The organism is Moorella glycerini, assembly GCF_009735625.1.
Taxonomy (GTDB): Bacteria; Bacillota; DSM-521; order Neomoorellales; family Neomoorellaceae; genus Neomoorella; species Neomoorella glycerini.
Genome location: NZ_CP046244.1, coordinates 1,598,601 through 1,614,160 on the forward strand (window position 1 = coordinate 1,598,601; position 15,560 = coordinate 1,614,160).

Genomic DNA, 15,560 nt, shown 5'->3' on the forward strand with positions numbered 1-15,560 from the left:
TCAGGAAGGACGAATAGTATAAATTAGGGGGGGGAGAGTCATGCGCGAACGTTTAGGCCTTAACCTGGAACAGGCGCAAAAGTTAATCATGACGCCGGAACTGCGCCAGGCCATTGTTGTCCTGCAGCTCTCCACCCTGGAGCTGGCTGAATACGTCCAGCAGGAACTCCAGGAAAACCCGTTACTGGAAGTAAGGGACGAGGAAGAAGTTGCCGCGGTCGATGAACTGGTAGACGATCATGAGCCCTTCGAAATTGACTGGCAGGAATATTTCCAGGACGGCAGCGATTTGGGTTATGTCGGCGTTCCCCGGGAGGAACGCCCGGAATGGAATCACCAGAACCTCCTGACCGGCCAGCCTACGCTGCAGGATCATTTACTGCTCCAGTTAAAAATAGCGGCCTCGACAACCCGCGAGCTGGAGATTGGGACGTTCTTAATCGGCAATTTAGACGCTAACGGTTACCTGAAGATTAGCCTGAAGGAAGCAGCCGCCTGTTTAAAGGTTTCCCCTGCGGCCGTCTGGCGGGTACTGCAGTTAATCCAGCATTTTGATCCCCCCGGGGTAGGAGCCAGAAACCTTACGGAGTGCCTGCTCCTCCAGCTGCGCCAGCGGGAAGATGCTCCCCCGGGAACGGAAAAAATTATTCGCCACTTTTTAACCGATGTTGCTGAGGGGCGGCTGACCCGTATTGCCCGGCGCCTGAACATGAGTCTCCCGGCTGTCCAGGCGGTGGTGGATTATATCCGCACCCTGGACCCCAAGCCGGGTCGCTCCTTTGGCGGCGGCCAGGAGAACCGCTATATCGTACCCGATGTAATCATTGAGCGGGTGGGTAGGGATTACGTGGTCCTGGTCAATGACCTGGCCATGCCCCGGCTGGGCATTAACCCCCTTTACCAGGCCTTAATGCGCCAGGAGGGGATTTGCGACGAGGCAACCCGGCGTTTCATAGAAAGCAAGCTCAATGCCGCGGCCTGGCTTATTCGCAGCCTGGAGCAGCGCCGGCTGACCCTTTACCGGGTGGTCAACTGCCTGGTGCAAGAGCAGCGGGAATTCCTGGATAAAGGTATAAAATACCTGAAGCCCCTGACCATGCGCCAGGTGGCCGCATCCTTAGGCATCCATGAATCTACCGTCAGCCGGGCGACGGCCAATAAATATGTCCAGACGCCCCAGGGAGTCTTTGAATTAAAATTTTTCTTCGCCAGCGGCGTGGAAAAAAAGGGCGGCGCTGCTGCCGCCGAAAGTATCAAAAAAATGATTGCCGAAGCCATCAGCCGGGAAGATGCCGCCAATCCCCTGACGGACTTGCAGTTGCAGGAACTGCTGCAGCAGCAGGGGATCAAGATATCCCGGCGGACGGTGGCCAAGTACCGCGACGAGCAGGGCATTCCCGCCGCTGCCAAAAGAAAACGTTACTAGGCTGGCAGGGGGCCAGGCGCCCCCTGCAACGGTTAATTCTGTCTATTTGTAAAGGAGGATTTTGGCGATTTGTGTTGAATAGTGAATGATGGTACAAGCGATATCATTATATTGCCTGTTACTTTATGGTATAATAAAATAAAGCATGGCAGGTGGGAAGAACCCGGGTCAACCTGCGCCAGACAAACAGGGTTACATCTCACATCTTATAAAGGAGGAGTAATACATAATGGCAGTCAAAGTAGGTATTAATGGATTTGGGCGGATCGGCCGCCTGGTATTCCGGGCTTCCCTGGAGAAACCGGAACTGGAAGTTGTAGCCATCAACGACATTACCGACGTCCAGACCAATGCCCACCTCTTGAAGTATGATTCCGTCCATGGTCGCCTCAATGCTTCTGTTGAGGCCAGGGAAGATAGTATCGTTGTTAACGGCCGCTCCATTAAGGTTATCGCCGAACGGGACCCGGCCAAACTCCCCTGGAAGGACCTGGGTGTAGATATTGTCATTGAATCTACCGGCGTCTTCACCGATGCCACCAAAGCGGCGGCCCACCGCCAGGCAGGGGCCAAAAAGGTCATTATTACCGCCCCGGCCAAAAACGAAGATATCACCATCGTCATGGGCGTCAATAATGACAAGTATGATCCCGCCCGGCACCATGTTGTTTCCAATGCCTCTTGCACCACCAACTGCCTGGCTCCTGTGGCCAAGGTCCTGCATGAAAACTTTACCATTCTAAGGGGCCTGATGACTACCGCCCACTCCTATACCAACGACCAGCGCATCCTCGACCTGACCCATAAAGACCTGCGGCGGGCCCGGGCCGGTGCCCTTTCCATCATTCCCACCACCACCGGCGCTGCCAAGGCCATTGGCCTGGTTTTACCCGAACTGAAGGGTAAATTGAACGGACTGGCCATGCGGGTGCCCACCCCCAACGTTTCCGTCGTTGACCTGGTAGTGGACCTGGAAAAACCGGCCACGGTAGAAAGCATCAATGCCGCCCTGAAGGCTGCCGCCGAGGGTCCCATGCAGGGTATCCTGGGTTACTGCGAAGAACCCCTGGTTTCCCGCGATTTCAACGGCGACCCGCGTTCCTCCATTGTCGATGCCCTGTCCACCATGGTTATCGATGGCACCCTGGCCAAGGTGGTGGCCTGGTACGACAACGAGTGGGCCTACTCCAAACGGGTCGTCGACCTGGCGGCCTTTATGGCTGCTAAAGGGCTGTAAAGGGACGGTCGCCGCAAGGCGGCCGTTTCGCATGCCGGGGCAATAAAGATACTTGCACGAAGCCGATAGTCTTGTTGGCTATTGAAGTGATGATGCTGTGTCCCGGAGACGCGAATAGTGGAGCGAAGGTCAAAAGAACAGGCGAGGTGAGGCAACCGCTGCCGCCGCCGAGGACGCCTGAGCGTGCCAACCACGGAGCCCGGAGCCTGTACCCGCCGGCTCCGAAGCTGATAGATGGTATCAACATTCATTTTTACCAGAAATCCATTTTTGAAGGAGGCATCACTGGTGGCCAAGTTAACCCTGAAGGACCTGGAGCTCAATAATAAACGGGTACTGGTGCGGGTCGACTTCAACGTTCCCCTGGAGGCAGGCCGGGTAACCGACAACACCCGCATCCGGGCAGCCCTGCCGACCATCCAGTACCTCATTGACCACGACGCCCGGGTAATCCTCATGTCCCACCTGGGGCGCCCCAAGGGCAAAGTCAAGGAAGAGCTGCGCCTGGACCCGGTGGCTAGAGAACTGGAAGGCCTCCTCGGCCGGCCGGTACATAAGGTCAACGATTGTATTGGCCCCGAAGTGGAGGCCGCGGTAGCGGCTCTAAAACCCGGCGAGGTTCTCCTCCTGGAAAACCTGCGCTTTTACCCGGAAGAAGAGAAAAACGACCCCGAATTTGCCAGGAAGCTGGCCTCCCTGGCCGACCTTTACGTCAACGACGCCTTCGGCGCCGCCCACCGCGCCCATGCTTCCACCGAAGGCGTGGCCCACTACCTGCCGGCGGCGGCCGGGTTCCTGCTGCAGAAGGAAATCGAAACCCTGGGCAAGGCCCTGGCCGACCCGGAACGCCCCTTTGTAGCCATTATCGGCGGGGCCAAGGTATCCGACAAAATCAGCGTTATCCGTAACCTCCTCACCAAGGTGGATACCCTGATTATCGGCGGCGGTATGGCCAATACCTTTTTGCGGGCTAAAGGTTATGCCATGGGCAAGTCCCTGGTGGAAGAGGACCAGGTCCCCCTGGCCAGGGAGCTTATGGCAACGGCAGAGCAGCAGGGGGTAAAGCTGCTGCTGCCCCGGGACCTGGTGGTGGCCCAGGAGTTCAAGGCCGATGCCCCCCACCAGGTAGTGGCTACCAGCGCTGTCCCCGACGGTTGGATGGCCCTGGACATCGGCCCCGAAACGGCGCGGGAGTTTGCCAGTGCTTTGACCGGCGCCCGGACCGTTGTCTGGAACGGGCCCATGGGCGTCTTTGAAATGGATCCCTTTGCCCGCGGCACCGAGGCTGTGGCCCGGGCTGTGGCGGCCGTGGACGGCATGACCATCGTCGGCGGCGGGGATTCCGTGGCGGCTGTGGAAAAGATGGGTGTGGCAGAGAAAATAGGGCATATCTCCACCGGCGGTGGCGCATCCCTGGAGTTCCTGGAAGGCAAGGCCCTCCCCGGGGTAGTAGCCCTGACGGAAAAATAGGGCGAGGGGAGGGATTAGCTTGCGCCGACCGGTTATTGCCGGCAACTGGAAGATGCATAATACTACCGAAAAAGCCAGGGAGCTGGTTACCCTGTTAAGGCCCCTGGTAGGCACCACCGGCGTGGAAGTAGTCGTCTGCCCGCCCTTCACGGCCATAGCGGCAACGGTCAATGCTGCTGCCGGTTCCAATATCTCGGTAGGCGCCCAGGACCTTTTCTGGGAAGACTGGGGTGCCTATACCGGTGAAGTGTCCGGCCCCATGCTGAAGGATCTGGGTTGCCGTTATGTCATTATAGGCCATTCCGAGCGCCGCCAGTACTTTGGCGAGACCGATGCCACCGTCAATAAAAAGCTCCATGCTGCCCTGCGCCACGAGCTGGTCCCCATCGTCTGCGTCGGCGAAACCCTGGCCGAAAGGGAAGCCGGAAAGACCCTGGACGTGGTCCGCCGCCAGGTGCAGGAGGGTTTGCAGGGGCTGGTACCAGGCCAGGTGGAAACCCTGGTGGTGGCCTATGAACCCGTCTGGGCCATTGGCACCGGCCGGACGGCTACGGCAGCCGACGCCCAGGAGGTCATCGCCTTTATCCGGGAGACGTTACGGGCCATGTATGGCGAAGAGGCGCAGGCCACCCGCATCCAGTACGGCGGCAGCGTCAAGCCGGAAAATATTGCCGAGCTCATGGCCCAGCCGGATATTGACGGCGCCCTGGTAGGGGGCGCCAGCCTGGATGCCATTTCCTTTGCGGCCATTGTCAACTATAAAGAACACTAGGTGAAAGGGGGGAGTTGCCGGGCGGTGCTGAAGCAGCGTTCACCCGGTGGCCTTCCCCAATAACAAGGGAACGGGAGAAATCATCTTGGTCAATGTTAATCGCCCTTTAATGTTAATGATCCTCGACGGTTTCGGCCTGGGTCGCCCGGGGGAAGGCAATGCCATCAGCCAGGGCCGTTTACCCAATTACCGCCGGCTGCTGGCCGAATACCCCCATACCCGCCTCCAGGCTTCCGGGGAAGCCGTGGGCCTGCCGGCAGGCCAGATGGGCAACTCCGAAGTCGGCCACTTGAATATTGGCGCCGGCCGCATTGTCTACCAGGAACTGACCCGGATAACCAGGGCCATCCGCGACGGCTCTTTTTTTACCAATGAAGTGCTCCTGGCGGCGGTGCGGGCGGCAAAGGAACGGGGTGGCGCCCTGCACTTGATGGGCCTGGTCTCCGACGGCGGCGTCCACAGCCACCTGGAGCACCTGTATGCCCTCCTGGAACTGGCCCAAAGGGAAGGTCTGGATCAAGTTTACATCCATGCCTTCCTGGACGGCCGCGACGTGCCCCCGGCCAGTGCCGCCGGGTACCTGGAGCAGGTGGAGGCAGAGTGCCGGCAGCGGGGGATAGGGGCCGTCGCCAGCATCATGGGCCGTTACTACGCCATGGACCGGGACCGGCGCTGGGAGCGCACGGAGCGGGCCTACCGGGCCCTGGTAGTGGGAGAAGGCCACCACTTCCCTTCCGCGGCGGCGGCCATCCAGGCTTCTTATGACCGGGACATTACCGATGAATTCGTGGAGCCTGCCGTAATCACCCGTGAAGACAGGCCCCTGGCGGTAGTCCGGGATAAGGACAGCGTGATTTTCTTTAACTTCCGCGCCGACCGGGCACGGCAGCTAACCCGCGCCTTTGTGGACAGGGAGTTCGAACCCTTTGACCGTCCCGGCGGGCGCCTGGACATCCAGTTTGTCTGCCTGACCCAGTACGACGTCACCATCCCGGCGCCGGTAGCCTTCCCGCCTCAGGTTTTAACCAACGTCCTGGGAGAGGTCATAGCCAGTAACGGGTTGAAGCAGCTGCGCATTGCCGAGACGGAAAAGTACGCCCACGTCACCTTTTTCTTTAACGGCGGCGTGGAAGAACCCTTCCCCGGCGAAGACCGCTTGCTCATTCCTTCGCCCAAAGTGGCCACCTATGATCAAAAACCTTCCATGAGCGCCCGGGAAGTTACGGACGCCGTCCTGGAACGCCTGGACAGGTACGACTTTATCGTCTTAAACTTTGCCAATCCCGACATGGTCGGCCATACCGGCGACCTGGCAGCCGCCATTGCTGCCGTGGAAACGGTGGACGAGTGTATCGGCCGCATTGCCGCGGCCATGGAGGAACGCCGGGCGCCCCTCCTGGTAACGGCCGATCACGGCAACGCCGAAGAAATGCGGGAACCCGACGGCGAGCCCCATACGGCCCACACCAGCAATCTCGTACCCTTTATTTTAGTCGACGCCGGCTACCGGGGCACTGCCTTAAGGGAAGGGGCCCTGGAGGACGTAGCCCCCACGGTACTGGAAATCCTGGGGCTGCCCCAGCCGGCGGAAATGACCGGGAAAAGCTTGATAGAAAAAGCAAATTAACACGGAGGTGTTCTAAGCCTATGACCATTATCAACGATATCTACGCCCGGGAGATCCTGGACTCCCGCGGCAACCCCACAGTAGAGGTGGAGGTATTCCTGGAAGGCGGCGGCTGGGGCCGGGCGGCCGTGCCCTCGGGGGCTTCCACGGGAGCCTATGAAGCCGTAGAGCTCCGGGATAAAGACGAGAAGCGCTACCAGGGTAAAGGTGTCCTGGACGCCGTCAACAACGTCAATGCCATCATCGCCCCGGAACTGGTGGGCATGGATGCCCTGGACCAGCGGGAAGTAGACCGGCAGCTCATCGAGCTGGACGGTACCCCCAATAAAGGCAAGCTGGGGGCCAACGCTATCCTGGGAGTTTCCCTGGCCGTGGCCAAAGCGGCAGCCGACGCCCTGGGCCTGCCCCTGTACCGTTACCTGGGCGGGGTCAATGCCCATACCCTGCCGGTACCCATGATGAATATTTTAAACGGCGGCAAGCATGCCGATAACAACGTGGACATCCAGGAGTTCATGGTCATGCCTGCCGGCGCCGGCGACTTTGCCGGTGCCCTGCGCATGGGCGCCGAGGTTTTCCACAGCCTGAAGGCGGTCCTGAAGGGTAAGGGCCTGGGTACAGCCGTCGGCGATGAAGGCGGCTTTGCCCCCGATTTGCGTTCCAATGTGGAAGCTATCGAAGTAATCCTGGAAGCCATCACCAAAGCCGGCTACGAGCCGGGCAAAGATTGCTTTATTGCCCTGGACCCGGCGGCAACGGAACTTTACAAGGAGGGCAAATATGTCTTTGCCGGGGAAGGCGTTACCCGCACCAGCGACGAAATGATTGACTTCTGGGCGGACCTCGTCGAGAAGTACCCCATTATCTCCATCGAAGACGGCCTGGCCGAGGACGACTGGGAGGGGTGGCAGAAACTCACCAAACGCCTGGGCCATAAGGTACAGGTGGTGGGCGACGACCTCTTCGTTACCAATACGGAACGCCTGCGCCGCGGCATAGAGACGGGTGCGGCCAATGCCATCCTCATCAAGGTGAACCAGATCGGCACCCTGACGGAAACCCTGGAAACTATTGAGATGGCCAAGCAAGCCGGCTACACGGCCGTTGTCTCCCACCGTTCCGGGGAAACGGAAGATACCACCATCGCCGATATCGTGGTGGCCGTCAACGCCGGCCAGATCAAGACCGGCGCCCCCTCCCGCACCGACCGGGTGGCCAAGTACAACCAGCTCCTGCGCATTGAAGAAGAGCTGGATGCCGCCGCCCTCTACCCGGGCCTGAAGGCCTTTTACAACCTGAAGAAGTAGCATCCTTTAGGAAAAAGAAACCCCGGCGTGGTAAACCATGGCCGGGGTTTAATATATCCTCAGAACCATCCCTTACGCCGGAAGAAAAACAGCATCACCGCCGCCAGCAGGGCCATGACCCCTAGCACGGTAAAATAGCCGTAGCGCCATTCCAGCTCCGGCATGTAGCGGAAATTCATGCCGTAGATACCGGCGATGAGGGTTAAAGGCATCATTATCGTAGTAATTACCGTCAAGACCTTCATGATTTCATTGAGGCGGTTGGAGGTCAGGGAAAGGTAGATTTCCAGGGTGGAGCTGGCCAGGTCATGGAAGGTTTCCACCTGGTCGATCAGGCGCAGCATTTCGTTGTAGATATCCAGGAAAAAGACCCGGTTTTCCGGTTTTACCAGCTTGAACTCGGGATAGGCCAGGAGGTTGATTATATCCCGCTGGGCGCCAAGAATTTTGCGCAGTTTAATGGCCTGGCGCCTTAAGGTGAAGACTTGATTGAGAATCTGCCGGGTGGGCCGGCGGAAGACTTCCTCTTCCAGGTATTCGATTTTACCTTCGGTACGGTCAAAAAAGGTAAAAAAGGTTTCCGTCAGGGGTTCGAGCAGGCTGTAAAGGATAAAGTCGACGCCCTTCTGGAAAAGCTGCGGGTCCTGGCGGTACTGGTGCCAGAGTTTGGTTACGAACTCCAGTTCTTCCTGGTGGACGGTAACGATAAACTTGGGACCCAGGAAGACATTGAGAGCTGTGGTCAGGGAACGCTGGTAGGCCTTCACACAGCGCAGGGTGAGGAAGGCATATTCATCATACTGGGCCATCCCGGGCCGGTAGTGGGGGTGACGGCAGTCTTCTACGGCCAGGGGGTGAAAATGGAAGAGGTCCGTCAAGAGGTCCAGTTCCGCCGGGGCCGGCTGTACCAGGTCCAGCCAGGTAAACTCCTCGCTCTGGCGGGGCTGGAATCCTGGGGGCAGATTTTCCTTGAGTCCCTGTTGCTGGTGAAAAATTAAGAGGCGCTGCATGCAAATCACCTGGAATCAGTTTTTCTTTAGTTTACCACAGGAGCGGCTGTCAAGTACCGGCTTATGACAATATTGTTCCGGTGGGAGAAGGGTGTTAAAATGGTAGATGGCATTCACTACCTGGCGGCCGCTATCTTCGGTTCGGGAGTATCATCCTGGAGTAAAGATTTATTCCGTTCTATGCTCGGCTATACGGCTCCCGGCCTTACTGCTTGGGCTAAAATAGCCCTGGCAGGAGGGATTATTTACTTATTATGGGCGGAAATTGAGGCATGGCGGCCAAAAAAGTAGCGGCATACCAGCAGAAGGATGAAAATACAGCATGACGGGCTTCAATGCGGACCTGGCTTCAGCCAGTTCCAACAAGTCTCCGGTCGCCAACTTCCGGCCTCCGACTTCCGCAATATATATCGGCACCTCTGGTTACAGCTACCGCGACTGGCTGGGCTACTTTTACCCGCCGGGGCTGGCGGCAAAAGATATGCTGCCCTATTACTCCCGGGAATTTAACTTTACCGAGGTTAATTCCTCCTATTATGCCCTGCCGCGGCCCCAGAACCTGGAGCAAATGGCCCGCAAGGTGCCGGACGGGTTTATTTTTGCCGTGAAAGCCTACCGTACCCTGACCCATGAGCGGGGTGATAGCCTGGCCAGCGACAGCCGGCAGTTACGCCAGGCTCTCCAGCCCCTGGTGGACCGGGGCCAGCTGGGGGCTGTCCTGCTCCAGTTCCCCTTTTCTTTCCGCAATAACCAGGCCAACCGCGAGCATTTAACCAGGCTGAAAGAACTTTTACCCGACGTCCCCCTGGTGGTGGAATTTCGCCACAACAGCTGGGTGAATGACGCCATCTGGGATTTCTTACAGCATCACGAACTGGCCTATACCTGTGTCGATGAGCCAGCCCTGCCGGGACTGGTGGGGCCGGTGGTCCGCTGTACGGCGGCAGTGGCCTACGTCCGTTTTCACGGCCGTAACGCGGCAAAGTGGTGGCAGCATAAGGAAGCTTATGAGCGCTATGACTACCTTTATACCCCGGCAGAGCTAAAAGAATGGCTGCCGGGCATCGCTTACCTGGCTGGCCAGGCGCGCCAGGTCTTTGTGGCCTTTAACAACCATTACCACTCCCAGGCAGTAACCAACGCCCGGATGCTGAAGGACCTGCTGGCCGGGGTTTAATGGTTGTAAAAATAAAGCCTCCCGCTTTCCAGGGCGCAGGCAACCCGGCCCTGGTCCTTCAAGTAGCTTAGAAAGGCCGACAGGCTGGCCAGGTTAAGGAAATACTGGGGAATGTCCATAGGGAGATTCTCCTGGATGGCCAGCTCTGCCAGGAGGTCTTCCCGGGTCAGGGGCCGGGTCAGGAGTTCGGTAATCCTGTCCAGGCAGGCATTAATCTGCCGGCGATTGCTGGCCAGGACGGGGGCCGGGTCAGCAATAACTTCCGGGCTGTGGGCCGGCAGTAAATACTTGATCTCCAGGCCGGCCAGGGCTTCCAGGGTTGCCAGTTGAGCTTTAATGTCCTGCAGGAAGGGTAAAGGGTATTTGGCCAGGATAGCCGGGTGAAAGACGGCATCGCCACTAAAAAGGACACCATCGGGGGTCAGGAAAGCCAGGTGCCCGGCGGCATGCCCCGGAGTGGCGATGGCCTGGATACGCTGGTCCAGGAGCTTCAAAGGTCCAGGGCTGATGGTACTGTCTACTCCTACCGGCCGGGCAAAAAGAAGAGGGATTTTTATTTCCGCAAAAGGGAGGGCACCGTACAGGGCCTTTACCCCCAGCAGGTTATCTTCCATAAATATTTTTTCCCCCGCTGATGCCAGGATCTCCAGGCCGGGGTAAAATTCCTTTAATAAACGGTGGGCACCGAAATGGTCGGCGTGGCCATGGGTGGTCAGGAGGTATTTGGGTTTGAGGCCGCTGGCGGCCAGGACGTCCTTGATCTTATGGGCGATGGTATTGTTGATTCCCGAATCGATCAGCAGGCAGTAACCGCTTTTAGTAGTATAGACGCCTGCATTGGTGGCGCCGGGAATATAGCAGGTATGGCCATGAATTTTTACCAGTCCCACCAGGTTATTTTTCCTTTCTAAATGGTAATAGCCATTTTATCCTGATTTTATCATATTTACATTCAGGGGTGGAACTACCTGAAGGGCATAAAAAAAGTGCCACCCGGGCACTAATCGTTAATCGATACAAAGTCTTTACAATAGCCATCCCCGTTACGGGGCGGGTAAATACGGCCACAGTAGTGGTTGTTCAAGCAATATACGCATTCTGTCATTTCGCAGGGGGTAATATTAGCGCTGGTTGCGGGGAGCGTGGCCATAACCTTTTGTCCCTCGGGGAAAGCCTCTTTACTGGTATTACCATAAATCTCCTGGAGCATAACCCATCCTCCCCTCCTGGTGCTAAGGATATTGTATCATGTATACACTAAATCCCAAAATGCTTTCTAAGCCTGTTTTACCATGATTTGTCGGGTTTGCCGGCGCGGAGGTTGATGTTTTACTCTCGCAGGAAGATTTATGTTTTTCCTTGCTTAACCGGGTATTTATTTGTTAAAATTATGGCGTCACGGCAGCGCAGCAGGGAGGTGAAGGTTTTGCTGCATACCATTATCCTGGTTCTTGATATGCTGGTAGCCCTGGGACTGATAGCCACAGTCCTTTTACAGTCCGGTCGCAGTGCCGGTATGTCCGGTGCCATTGCCGGCGGCGCGGAAGCCATCTTTGGCAAGAAGAAGGGCCTTGATGAATTTCTCAGCAAGGTGTCAGCAGTCCTGGCCGGTTTGTTCCTGTTGCTGACTTTACTCCTCTCGGTTATTTGAGCCGGCAAAATTTTTACCATTGTACATTTTTAGGGTGAAGGCGATATTATGTGGGCGGTGGCGCCCAATTTTTTTCATGGAGGTTGATTTTGAATGACCCGGCAGGAAGCATTACAACTAATGGAGAAACACCTTAAGAATAAAAACCTGCGCAAGCACGCACTCGCCGTGGAGGCAGTCATGCGGGCCCTGGCCCGGCACTTTGGCGAGGATGAGGAGAAATGGGGCCTGGCCGGTTTGCTCCATGATATCGACTATGAAAGCACCAAAGACGATCCTAACCGTCACAGCCTGGTGGGGGCTGAAATGCTGGCCCGGGAAGGTTTACCTGAAGAAGTGGTTTACGCCGTTAAGGCCCATAACGAGCGCCATGGCCTTCCCCGGCCGGACCTGATGAGTAAGGCCCTGTATGCTACTGACCCCCTGACGGGGTTGATTGTAGCTGCGGCCCTCATTCGCCCTGAAAAGAAACTGGCCATCGTTGACGTGCCCTTTTTACTTAATCGTTACCATGAGAAGTCCTTTGCCCGCGGGGCCAGCCGGGAGACGATAGCCGCCTGCAGCGAGCTGGGCCTCTCCCTGGAAGACTTTATGCATATTGGCCTGGCAGCCATGCAGGGGATTGCCGGCGAACTGGGCCTTTAGGTAAGACACCCGGTTAGCAACCGGGTATCTTTTTACCAGGACAACAGGAAATAATATAGCGAGGAATATTTCATCCTGGACACATTGCGAAAGGAAGCCTGTATGGACAAAGAAGAATTATTGTGCCTCATGCGGACCCAGTCCTACCGGCCCCTGACGGCGGCAGAGTTAATGGAGGCGCTGGGCCAGGAGGATGAGGAAGCCTTCCGGGAATTGCTCCATTCCCTGGAACAGGAAGGCTATATTGTTCGCACCCGCAAGGATAAATACGGCCTGCCGGAAAAGATGGGCCTGGTCAGCGGCCGCCTCCAGGCTTCGACTAAAGGTTATGCCTTTGTCGTGCCCCGGGAAAAGGAGCAGGCCGATGTTTATATCAGCGCCCTCAACCTGAACGGGGCCATGCACGGAGATCTCGTCCTGGCCAGGATTTTACCCGCTACTACCGGCCGGCGGCAGGAGGGAGAAATTATCCGCATCCTGCAGCGGGCCAACAGGCGAGTGGTAGGAACCTTTACTGCCACCCGGCATTTAAGCTTTGTGATGCCCGATGATGCCCGTTTGCACCAGGATATCCTCATTCCCCCCGGCAATTCCCTGGGGGCCAGGGAAAAGGATAAGGTCGTGGTGGAGATTACCCGCTGGCCGGAGGCCCGGCGCAGTCCCGAGGGGCGGGTGGTGGAGGTACTCGGCCAGGCGGGCCGGCCGGGAGTGGACGTTTTAAGCATCATCAAAAAGTATGACCTGGAGCCGGAATTTCCCCCCGAGGTTTTACGCGAAGCCGACGGCTTAAGCAAGGAGTTTGGCCCCCGGGAACTGGCCGGGCGCCGGGACCTGCGGGACTGGCGCCTGGTGACCATTGACGGTGCTGACGCCCGCGACCTGGATGACGCCGTGTCCCTGGAGCTTTTACCCGGTGGTAATTACCTCCTGGGAGTACATATTGCCGACGTCAGTTTTTACGTCCGGGAAGGCAGCACCCTGGACCGGGAGGCTTTCAACCGGGCGACGAGCGTCTACTTTGTGGACCGGGTCATTCCCATGCTGCCGCCCCGCTTATCCAATGATATCTGCTCATTAAATGCTGGCGAGGACCGCCTGGCCATGACGGCTTTGCTGACTATCACCCCGCGAGGTACGGTAAAGGACTACGAACTTTTTCCTTCGATTATCCGCGTCCGGGAGCGGATGACCTATGACGCCGTGCGGCGCATCCTGGTAGATGGCGACCCGGAACTGGTGGAGCGCTACCGGGAACTGGTACCAGATTTCCAGCTCATGGCCAGGCTGGCAGCTGTTTTAAAGCGACGGCGGGAGAAACGGGGGGCCATTGATTTTGATTTCCCGGAGGCTAGAGTGGAACTTGACGATCAGGGCCTGCCGGTGGCCATTATCCCGCGCCGGCGTTCGGTAGCCGAGGGGATTATTGAAGAATTTATGATTGCCGCCAATGAAGTGGTGGCCAGGCACCTGTATGAGCTGGCCGTTCCAGCCGTTTATCGGGTCCACGAGGAACCGGCTCCGGACAAGATGGAAGAGCTCAATAACTTCCTGTCCTTCTTCGGGCTACAGATCAGGCCCAACCGGGAGGGGCGGGTTAACCCCCGGGCTTTCCAGGAGATCCTTACCGCCGTCCAAGGGCGGCCGGAGGAGCGGGTGATCAGCACCGTCATGCTGCGTTCCATGAGGCATGCCCGTTACGCCGGCGAGTGCCTGGGACACTTTGGCCTGGCCTCCCCTTATTACTGCCACTTTACCTCTCCCATCCGCCGCTACCCGGACCTGGTTGTGCACCGCATTTTACGGGAAACCTGGTCCCCGGGAGGGTTAACACCGCAATGTATGGCGGAACTCGAGGCCTTTGTGGCCCTGGCTGCGGCCCGGGCTTCGGAAAGAGAAAAAGTGGCTGAGGAAGCCGAGCGGGAAGCCCTGGATATGAAGAAGGTCCAGTACATGGAACGCCATGTGGGAGCTACCTTCACCGGAGTTATTAGCGGGGTGGTACCTTATGGCTTCTTTGTCGAGCTGGAAAATACCGTCGAAGGCCTGGTCCATGTATCCACCCTTACGGACGACTACTACCATTACCAGGAAGACCAGCTGGCCCTGGTGGGCGAACACACCGGCAAAGCATTTCGTATCGGCCAGCCGGTGGAAGTGCTGGTGGCCAGGGTCAACGTTGAGGCCCGGCAGGTGGATTTTGAACTGGTTAAACCGGAGGCTACAGTGGACACCGGGCCCGGACCGGTGGCCGGAGTTAAAGGCCGGCAGCAGGTAAAATCGCGAGAAAAGGACACTAGCCCGGCCGTAAGCAAAACCAGGCGTAAAATTCGCGGCCAGAGCCGGCGTAAACGGAATAAAGCTACCCGGGGCCGTTCATAATAGCCATAGATATTACCTCATTTAATTTAAAAGGAGGCAGGGGTATGCCCCGGCGGGTAGCAGTGGAAAGGGATCTCAGCGCCATCGGCGATCACCTAGCGGAAAACGGCCTTGAGGTCGAGCGAGTTGATATGACCAACCTGACGCCATCCCGGTTGCAGGGCTACGGGGCCGTCGTTATCAGCGGGCAGACAACCAACTTTATGGGCATGGAAGATATAAAAACAAAAGTACCGGTAATTGAAGCCGCAGGCAAGACGGCGGATGAAATTACGGCCATGGTGAAAGAACGCCTGCAGCTGCAAGATTAGGTAGAATCTGGGCGGCCCCTTGACGTTACCCCTGTGCGGTGTGTTATAATAAATCAGGCGGGAAAGCAGGAGTGACATCGATGGGCCGCCAGGTTAAAATTGTGACGGACAATCGCCGCGCCCGTCATGATTATTTTATCTTAGAGACCTATGAAGCCGGTATTGCCCTTACCGGTACGGAGGTTAAATCCCTGCGTAACGGCAAGGCCAATATCAAAGATAGCTACGCCCGGGTCGAAAATGGTGAACTGATTCTCCATGATATGCACATTAGCCCTTATGAGCAGGGGAACCGCTTTAACCACGAACCGCGCCGGCCGCGGCGCCTGCTCATGCACCGCTACGAGATCCGGCGCCTGTACGGCAAGATCAGGGAAAAGGGTTTGACCCTGATACCGTTAAAGGTGTATTTCAATGAACGCGGCCGGGCCAAGGTTGAGCTGGCCCTGGCCAAAGGCAAGCGACTCTACGACAAAAGGGAAGATATCGCCGCCCGCGACGCCCAGCGGGAAATCGCTAAAGCCTTCCGCGAACGGCAGAAGTTTTAA

General features: G+C 57.4%; 16 protein-coding genes. 13 read left to right on the forward strand and 3 right to left on the reverse strand.

Annotated features, from left to right (window positions below; translation table 11 throughout):
* Positions 1-40 precede the first annotated feature (40 nt).
* The 6 genes from rpoN to eno all read left to right on the forward strand — a co-directional run bounded on the left by rpoN (position 41) and on the right by eno (position 7,839).
* Positions 41-1,426, forward strand: a complete 1,386-nt coding sequence (gene rpoN / locus MGLY_RS07985) for an RNA polymerase factor sigma-54 (protein WP_156272892.1) — start codon at positions 41-43, stop codon at positions 1,424-1,426.
* Between the two features lie 229 nt (positions 1,427-1,655).
* Positions 1,656-2,663, forward strand: coding sequence for a type I glyceraldehyde-3-phosphate dehydrogenase (gap, locus tag MGLY_RS07990; protein ID WP_156272895.1), 1,008 nt, complete (start codon positions 1,656-1,658; stop codon positions 2,661-2,663).
* Between the two features lie 288 nt (positions 2,664-2,951).
* Positions 2,952-4,133 carry a phosphoglycerate kinase gene (locus tag MGLY_RS07995; protein WP_156272897.1) on the forward strand — a complete coding sequence of 394 codons (1,182 nt, stop codon included), beginning with the start codon at positions 2,952-2,954 and terminating at the stop codon, positions 4,131-4,133.
* 19 nt (positions 4,134-4,152) lie between these two features.
* Positions 4,153-4,905, forward strand: a complete 753-nt coding sequence (gene tpiA, locus MGLY_RS08000; protein ID WP_156272899.1) for a triose-phosphate isomerase — start codon at positions 4,153-4,155, stop codon at positions 4,903-4,905.
* A 109-nt stretch (positions 4,906-5,014) separates the two neighbouring features.
* On the forward strand, positions 5,015-6,532 hold the full coding sequence (gene gpmI / locus MGLY_RS08005) for a 2,3-bisphosphoglycerate-independent phosphoglycerate mutase (RefSeq protein WP_170291209.1): 1,518 nt from the start codon (positions 5,015-5,017) through the stop codon (positions 6,530-6,532).
* A gap of 20 nt (positions 6,533-6,552) precedes the next feature.
* Positions 6,553-7,839, forward strand: coding sequence for a phosphopyruvate hydratase (eno, locus tag MGLY_RS08010; protein WP_156272901.1), 1,287 nt, complete (start codon positions 6,553-6,555; stop codon positions 7,837-7,839).
* A 59-nt stretch (positions 7,840-7,898) separates the two neighbouring features.
* On the opposite strand, the gene corA is transcribed toward eno, so the two are convergent.
* On the reverse strand, positions 7,899-8,849 hold the full coding sequence (corA, locus tag MGLY_RS08015) for a magnesium/cobalt transporter CorA (RefSeq protein WP_156276293.1): 951 nt from the start codon (positions 8,847-8,849) through the stop codon (positions 7,899-7,901).
* 99 nt (positions 8,850-8,948) lie between these two features.
* Between corA and MGLY_RS08020 the strand changes: the two genes are divergently transcribed.
* Together MGLY_RS08020 and MGLY_RS08025 are read left to right on the forward strand one after the other, a co-directional pair.
* The gene (locus MGLY_RS08020) at positions 8,949-9,140 is read left to right on the forward strand and encodes a hypothetical protein (RefSeq protein ID WP_156272903.1); all 192 of its coding nucleotides are present in this window, start codon (positions 8,949-8,951) and stop codon (positions 9,138-9,140) included.
* 31 nt (positions 9,141-9,171) lie between these two features.
* On the forward strand, positions 9,172-10,026 hold the full coding sequence (locus MGLY_RS08025; RefSeq protein WP_156272905.1) for a DUF72 domain-containing protein: 855 nt from the start codon (positions 9,172-9,174) through the stop codon (positions 10,024-10,026).
* On the opposite strand, the gene MGLY_RS08030 is transcribed toward MGLY_RS08025, so the two are convergent.
* Both MGLY_RS08030 and MGLY_RS08035 read right to left on the reverse strand, forming a co-directional pair.
* Positions 10,023-10,916: an MBL fold metallo-hydrolase gene (locus tag MGLY_RS08030; RefSeq protein WP_156272907.1), complete on the reverse strand. Its 894-nt coding sequence runs from the start codon at positions 10,914-10,916 to the stop codon at positions 10,023-10,025. The genes MGLY_RS08025 and MGLY_RS08030 overlap by 4 nt on opposite strands.
* Positions 10,917-11,026: 110 nt before the next feature.
* Positions 11,027-11,236: a hypothetical protein gene (locus MGLY_RS08035; protein WP_156272909.1), complete on the reverse strand. Its 210-nt coding sequence runs from the start codon at positions 11,234-11,236 to the stop codon at positions 11,027-11,029.
* Positions 11,237-11,416: 180 nt separating this feature from the next.
* Here MGLY_RS08035 and secG point away from each other — a divergent pair, with 180 nt between their 5' ends.
* The 5 genes from secG (at position 11,417) to smpB (ending at position 15,560) form a co-directional block, all read left to right on the forward strand.
* Positions 11,417-11,677, forward strand: a complete 261-nt coding sequence (secG, locus tag MGLY_RS08040; protein WP_246187443.1) for a preprotein translocase subunit SecG — start codon at positions 11,417-11,419, stop codon at positions 11,675-11,677.
* 93 nt (positions 11,678-11,770) lie between these two features.
* Positions 11,771-12,322, forward strand: coding sequence for an HDIG domain-containing metalloprotein (locus MGLY_RS08045; protein ID WP_156272911.1), 552 nt, complete (start codon positions 11,771-11,773; stop codon positions 12,320-12,322).
* Between the two features lie 102 nt (positions 12,323-12,424).
* Complete coding sequence (rnr, locus tag MGLY_RS08050; RefSeq protein ID WP_156272913.1) at positions 12,425-14,701, forward strand: ribonuclease R; 2,277 nt, start codon at positions 12,425-12,427, stop codon at positions 14,699-14,701.
* Between the two features lie 44 nt (positions 14,702-14,745).
* Positions 14,746-15,012 (forward strand): YkuS family protein, encoded by a 267-nt coding sequence (locus MGLY_RS08055; RefSeq protein ID WP_156272915.1) that lies wholly within the window; start codon positions 14,746-14,748, stop codon positions 15,010-15,012.
* A gap of 80 nt (positions 15,013-15,092) precedes the next feature.
* Complete coding sequence (gene smpB, locus MGLY_RS08060; RefSeq protein ID WP_156272917.1) at positions 15,093-15,560, forward strand: SsrA-binding protein SmpB; 468 nt, start codon at positions 15,093-15,095, stop codon at positions 15,558-15,560.